The organism is Nocardioides sp., from assembly GCF_036405735.1.
GTDB lineage: Bacteria > Actinomycetota > Actinomycetes > Propionibacteriales > Nocardioidaceae > Nocardioides.
The window spans coordinates 1-3,815 of record NZ_DASWXC010000110.1 but is presented as its reverse complement, the minus strand read 5'-3'; the positions used below and the strand labels follow the sequence as shown (position 1 = coordinate 3,815).

Below are 3,815 nucleotides of genomic sequence, written 5' to 3'. Positions count from 1 at the left end.
CGCAGGAGCGGCGGGAGCGGCGGGGGCCTCGGTCGCCGGAGCCGGGGCGGCCGCCGCGGCGGGAGCCTCCGGCTCGGCCTTCTTGACCGGCGGCTTGGGGCCGGGCTTGGGAGCGACCGGCGCGGCAGGGGCCGCGGCGGCCGGCGTCTCGGCAGCCTTGGCGGGAGCCTCGGCAGCCTTGGCCGGCGCCTCAGCGGCCTTCGCGGGCGCCTCGGCGGTCTTGGCGGGGGCATCGCCGGCGGGCTTCATCTTGGCGAGCAGCTCGGCGCCGTACGTCGCCTCGAACTTCTTCACCGCGGGGAGCTCGACGCTGGACGAGGCGGTCTTGGCGAACTCGCCGATCGCGCCCAGCTTCTCCAGCGCTTCCTTGCTGGTGATGCCGTACTGCTTAGCGAGTTCGGAAACTCGGGTCTTGGCCACAATTCTCCTTCTGGCCACAGACCCGGCATCCCGGTGGTGTCTCTGTGACCGTTAGTGGTTGGTGCTGTGCAAACAGCGGCTCATCGCGAAGTACTCATCGAGTGCTCATGAGCTGTTGCTCCAGTTCCTGGTCTGGTCGAGAGGGTTCACGGCAGGTCGAGCGGCGACGTACTCCCCCACCGGAGCGGCAGAGCGCCCACCCTCGAGCCGCAGGGCTCGGGTGAAGGCCTTCCGTCGCACCGCGAGGTCGTAGCAGTCCGGGGTGGGGTGCAGGTGCGCTCCACGGCCCGGCGCGGTGCCCGTCGGATCGGGTACGACGGCCGGCTGGCCGTTCGCGTCCGTGCCGGCAGTCACCCGCAACAACTCGCGCTTGGCGGCCCGCTGTCGACACCCGACGCAGGTCCGGATCGGACCGTGAGCAGGGGTTTCGTCTTGGCGTGCCACCAAGCGACAACTCTACCGCCTCGGGTGGGTGGATCCCGAAACGGGGCGGGGCTGAGCGGCGGCGGGGCGGCGGAATCCCCGGTTAACCGGGGATTCCGCGACTTCGGGGGCGTTGCAACGCCCCCGAAGTCGCGGAACTGCCTGTGGAGTGTGACCTCTGGGAACTGCTTCGAGCTCTCACTGGGTCTCGACGCGCCCGTTGCGACCTCGTTCCTCGGTCGCAGGGCTTGCTCGACCTGGTCGGCCTGCAGGCCCGACCTCGTTCCCTTCGATACGGCGCTCGTCCCTCGCGCCTACTCAGGGCATCGCCTCGGTCAGGCCTGGGTCGCCTCATCCTCGTCGGAGCGGATGTCGATGCGCCAGCCGGTGAGCCGGGCGGCGAGGCGGGCGTTCTGGCCCTCCTTGCCGATCGCGAGGGAGAGCTGGTAGTCGGGCACGATCACGCGCGCCGACTTCGCGGCGGCGTCGACGATCTCGACCGCGCTGACGCGGGCCGGCGACAGGGCACTGGCGACCAGCGTGGCGGGGTCGTCGGACCAGTCGACGATGTCGATCTTCTCGCCGTGGAGCTCGGCCATCACGTTGCGCACCCGCTGCCCCATCGGGCCGATGCACGCGCCCTTGGCGTTGACGCCGGACGCGGTGGAGCGCACCGCGATCTTGGTGCGGTGGCCGGCCTCACGGGCGATGGCCGCGATCTCGACGCTGCCGTCGTTGATCTCCGGCACCTCGAGCGCGAACAGCTTGCGAACAAGGTTCGGGTGACTGCGCGAGAGCGTGACCTGCGGACCACGCATGCCCTTGCGGACCGAGGTGACCAGGCACTTGATCCGGGTGCCGTGCTCGTAGCTCTCGCCGGGCACTCGCTCGCTGACCGGCAGCATGGCCTCCAGCTTGCCGAGGTCGACCAGCACGTCGTCGGGGTTGCGGCCCTGCTGGATGACGCCGGAGATGACGTCGCCCTCCCGGCCGGAGAACTCGCCGAACCGGATGTCGTCCTCGGCGTCGCGCAGCCGCTGCAGCATGATCTGCTTGGCGGTCGTGGCGGCGATCCGCCCGAAGCCGGCCGGCGTGTCGTCGTACTCCCCGACCACGGTGCCCTCGTCATCGAGCTCGGCAGCCAGGACGCTCACGTGACCGGTCTTGCGGTCCAGCACGACCCGCGCCTTGTCCTGGGCGCCGGGCGTCTTGTGGTACGCCGTCAGCAGGGCCTGCTCGATCGCCTCGACGAGCACGTCGAAGGAGATCTCCTTCTCGCGCTCCAGCATGCGCAGGATGCTCAGGTCGATGTCCATCAGGCCTCACTCTCGTCGACGGCGCTCTCGTCGCCGGTCTCGTCCGAGGTCTCGTCCTCGAACCTACGGTTGAACTCGATCTGCACCAGGGCCTTCTTCACGTCCGCGTAGGAGACGGTGCGGTCGCGGCCGTTGACGTCCAGCGTCACGCGGCCGCCCTCGTCAGCACCCTCCTCGTCGTGGGCGACGATGCGCCCGGTGAAGGACGAGCCGTCGACGTGGGTCACCTTGACGAGCCTGCCGACGTTGCGACGCCAGTGGCGCGGCTGCGTCAGCGGTCGCTCGACGCCCCGGGAGGTCACCTCGAGCGTGTAGGGCTGCTCGCCCATCGCGTCGGAGGCGTCGAGCACGTCGTTGACCGCGCGGGTGGCGTCGGCGACGTCGTCGAGCGTCACTCCGCCGTCCTTGTCGACGGCCACGCGCAGGATGCGGCGCTTGCCGGCAGGGGTGATCTCCACCGCCTCGAGATCGAGGCCCAGGGACGCGAGCGGCTCCGTCAGCTCGGTCCCGAGCCGCTCCTTGATGGCGTCACTCACGTGCTCCACCTCCCTGTCCTGTTGTGGTGATCCTGTTGTCAGACGCAGCTGCGCCGATGCCGCAGGCGCCCAGCCTAACCGCTCCTCCGGACGCTAGGGTCACTGCGTGCTGTCGTCCCGGGGTCCCCTCCTTCGTCGCCGTACGGCGACCGGCGCTGCGCTCGCCCTGGCGGTGGCCACCACCGGGCTGATCTCTGGGCTGATCTCCGGCTGTGACGCCGACGACCTGCTCGGCCTGCCGACGCCCGAGCCCGACGAGCCCGACGCCGACGACCGGCTGGCCGACGAGTTGGCCGCCCAGGTCGCGGCCGCCCGTGCGCTCGCGCAGCGCCTGCCCGAGGGCGCCGGCTTCGTGACGGCGCACGACGCCCACCTGCAGGCGCTGGGCGCCTCGAGAGCCGTGGTGCCCGCGTCGCCCTCGGCGACGGTCGCGCCCTCGACCGCGACGGTGCCCGAGCTGCGGGCCGTCGAGGCAGAGCTGCAGCGGGCTCTCGCCGACGCCGCGGTGCGCGCCGAACACCCGGGCCTGGCCCGCACCCTGGCCTCGATCAACGCCGGTGTCGCGCAGCTCCTGGCGGTCGCCCGATGAGCAGGCCCCGATGAGCAGGCCGATGAGCAGGATCGACGGGCTACAGGCGGCGCTAGCCGCCGAGCACGCCGCGGTCTACCTCTATGCCGTGCTCGGCGGCCGCACCTCACGGGTGGCGAACGCCCGGCTCTACGCCTCGCTGCGCTCGGCGCACGCACACCACCGCAGCCGCCGCGACCACCTCACCGGTCTGCTCGCGGCCGCCGGGGCGGTCCCCACGCCGGCGGCCGGCGGCTACACGACGCCGCCGGGGATCGACCGCCCGGGCGGCGTACGGGCCGCCGCGCTGGCGATCGAGCAGGCCGCCGCCGACACCTACGCCTACCTGGTGGGCGAGGTGACGGGCCGGGAGCGGGCCTGGGCGGTGACGGCGCTGACCGACGCCGCGGTGCGGTCGCTGGACTTCGGAGGGACGGCCGAGCCGCTCCCCGGCCTCTGACAGGCGCTGCGGTCCCGGCCGGACGCCTCAGGGGTCGGAAATGGTGAGTGGCCCGCGAACCACCGCCACGGGGAACTCCCGAGATGTTCCCC

6 protein-coding genes are annotated in these 3,815 nt (G+C 72.0%); 2 read left to right on the top strand and 4 right to left on the bottom strand.

The genetic code is table 11. The annotated features are described in order from the left end of the window. The 4 genes from VGE38_RS17515 to rimP all read right to left on the bottom strand — a co-directional run. Window positions 1-420, bottom strand: a 420-nt coding sequence (locus VGE38_RS17515; RefSeq protein WP_331143843.1) for a translation initiation factor IF-2 N-terminal domain-containing protein, incomplete at its 3' end; no start/stop codon positions are given. A gap of 105 nt (window positions 421-525) precedes the next feature. Continuing rightward, window positions 526-864 (bottom strand): YlxR family protein, encoded by a 339-nt coding sequence (locus VGE38_RS17510; RefSeq protein WP_331143842.1) that lies wholly within the window; start codon window positions 862-864, stop codon window positions 526-528. A gap of 314 nt (window positions 865-1,178) precedes the next feature. Next, window positions 1,179-2,159, bottom strand: coding sequence for a transcription termination factor NusA (gene nusA / locus VGE38_RS17505; protein WP_331143841.1), 981 nt, complete (start codon window positions 2,157-2,159; stop codon window positions 1,179-1,181). Beyond that, window positions 2,159-2,695: a ribosome maturation factor RimP gene (rimP, locus tag VGE38_RS17500; protein ID WP_331143840.1), complete on the bottom strand. Its 537-nt coding sequence runs from the start codon at window positions 2,693-2,695 to the stop codon at window positions 2,159-2,161. The genes nusA and rimP overlap by 1 nt, the downstream gene beginning before the upstream one ends. A gap of 106 nt (window positions 2,696-2,801) precedes the next feature. Here rimP and VGE38_RS17495 point away from each other — a divergent pair, with 106 nt between their 5' ends. Both VGE38_RS17495 and VGE38_RS17490 read left to right on the top strand, forming a co-directional pair. Next, complete coding sequence (locus VGE38_RS17495; protein WP_331143839.1) at window positions 2,802-3,284, top strand: hypothetical protein; 483 nt, start codon at window positions 2,802-2,804, stop codon at window positions 3,282-3,284. Between the two features lie 22 nt (window positions 3,285-3,306). Beyond that, window positions 3,307-3,723, top strand: a complete 417-nt coding sequence (locus VGE38_RS17490; RefSeq protein WP_331143838.1) for a DUF4439 domain-containing protein — start codon at window positions 3,307-3,309, stop codon at window positions 3,721-3,723. Window positions 3,724-3,815: the final 92 nt, after the last annotated feature.